This window comes from Mesorhizobium sp. M7A.F.Ca.CA.003.01.2.1 (assembly GCF_003998945.1).
GTDB lineage: Bacteria > Pseudomonadota > Alphaproteobacteria > Rhizobiales > Rhizobiaceae > Mesorhizobium > Mesorhizobium ciceri.
Map to the genome: position 1 here is coordinate 1 of NZ_RZRA01001093.1, position 1681 is coordinate 1681.

General features: G+C 61.5%; 3 protein-coding genes. 2 read left to right on the forward strand and 1 reads right to left on the reverse strand.

Annotation, left to right across the window (positions count from 1 at the left end; genetic code table 11):
• Positions 1 to 251, forward strand: a 251-nt coding sequence (locus EN969_RS30040; RefSeq protein ID WP_127419677.1) for a DUF47 family protein, incomplete at its 5' end; no start/stop codon positions are given.
• Between the two features lie 3 nt (positions 252 to 254).
• Positions 255 to 1259: an inorganic phosphate transporter gene (locus tag EN969_RS30045; RefSeq protein ID WP_013528008.1), complete on the forward strand. Its 1005-nt coding sequence runs from the start codon at positions 255 to 257 to the stop codon at positions 1257 to 1259.
• 11 nt (positions 1260 to 1270) lie between these two features.
• Here the strand turns inward: EN969_RS30045 and EN969_RS30050 are convergent, their stop codons facing one another.
• Complete coding sequence (locus EN969_RS30050; protein ID WP_063169927.1) at positions 1271 to 1648, reverse strand: VOC family protein; 378 nt, start codon at positions 1646 to 1648, stop codon at positions 1271 to 1273.
• Positions 1649 to 1681 lie beyond the last annotated feature (33 nt).

The following is a 1681-nucleotide window of genomic DNA, read 5'->3' on the forward strand; positions in this document are numbered from 1 at the left end:
TGGCGTTGAGGCGCACAGTATGCGTTGCGACCTTGTTGAGCAGCGGGATCGCCGAAGAGGTGATGCGCGTCGAAAGCCGGGCCGACGACCTGCACGAGCAAGGGCTGAAGGATCTCTTCAGGAAGCACGGCAGCAGCGATCCGATGGCCTATATGATCGGCAGCGAGATTTATGGCCAACTGGAAAAGGTGGTCGACCGCTTCGAGGACGTCGCCAACGAGATCAGCGGCATCGTCATTGAGAATGTCTAGGTGATGGAAGCAACCATTGCCTTTCCCGTGCTGGCCGGCCTCGTCGCCGTCGCACTGTTCTTCGACTTTCTCAACGGCCTGCACGACGCCGCCAATTCCATCGCCACCATCGTTTCCACCCGCGTGCTGCGGCCGCAATATGCGGTGCTGTGGGCGGCATTCTTCAATTTCATCGCCTTCATGTTCTTCGGCCTCCACGTTGCCGAGACCGTAGGCAAAGGCATCGTCGACGTCAGCATCGTCACCCCGGCGGTGATCTTTGCAGCCCTGGTCGGCGCCATCGTCTGGAACATCGTCACCTGGATCGCCGGCATCCCTTCGAGCAGCTCGCATGCGCTGATCGGCGGCCTGGTCGGCGCCGGTGTGGCGAAGGCAGGCGTGGGCGCCATCGTTTGGACCGGGCTTGGCAAGACGGTCGCGGCAATCGTCTTGTCGCCAGCGACGGGCTTTATCCTGGCGCTCGTCCTGGTTCTCGTCGTCTCGTGGCTCTTCGTGCGCCAGACGCCGTTTGCGGTCGACAGCACCTTCCGCGTCATGCAGTTCTTTTCCGCCTCGCTCTATTCCCTCGGGCACGGCGGCAATGACGCCCAGAAGACCATGGGCATCATCGCCGTGCTGCTCTATTCGCAAGGCATGCTCGGCGCGACTTTCTACGTGCCGCTGTGGGTGGTCCTCACTTGCCAGTCGGCACTGGCGCTCGGCACCCTGTTCGGCGGCTGGCGCATCGTCCACACCATGGGCTCGAAGATCACCCGGCTGAACCCGATGCAGGGTTTTTGCGCCGAAACCGGTGGGGCGATCACGCTGTTTGCGGCGACCTGGCTCGGCGTTCCCGTATCGACCACCCACACCATCACCGGCGCCATCATCGGCGTCGGCGCCGCCCGCCGCGTCTCGGCCGTGCGCTGGGGCATTGCCGGCAACATCGTCATCGCCTGGATCGTTACCTTGCCGGCCACCGCTTTGATTTCGGCGCTCACCTACCTCGCGGTTGGCCTGGCGAGGTGAGGTGAAGAAATCTACCTGTCCACAAGGTTCAGGATGTTGCCGTCTGGATCCTTGAACCAGGCAACTTTCATTCCGTAACCGACGTGGAGATCGCCCTCCAGCGTCAAGCCCGGCATCTGATAGTGCTCGAAGGCGACGCCCTTCGACTTCAGCTCCTTGACGATGTTGCCGATCTCGTCGCCAACCATCCAGGTCACCGCTGTCGCCTTGTTGGTTCCGGCAAATTGGGAATGATAGACGTTGAGGGTGGTATCGCCGCTTTTGTACACGATCAGTTCGCCCCCCTCATCCTGCACCTGTTTCAGGCCAAGCGTTCCTTCGTAGAAAGCCTTGGCCTTTGCCAGATCGCTTACCGCCAGATTTGCCGTTGCGTTGCTGTTTGCGAGCATAATCGCCTCCTTCTCGGCTTGTCGGTCCCGTGC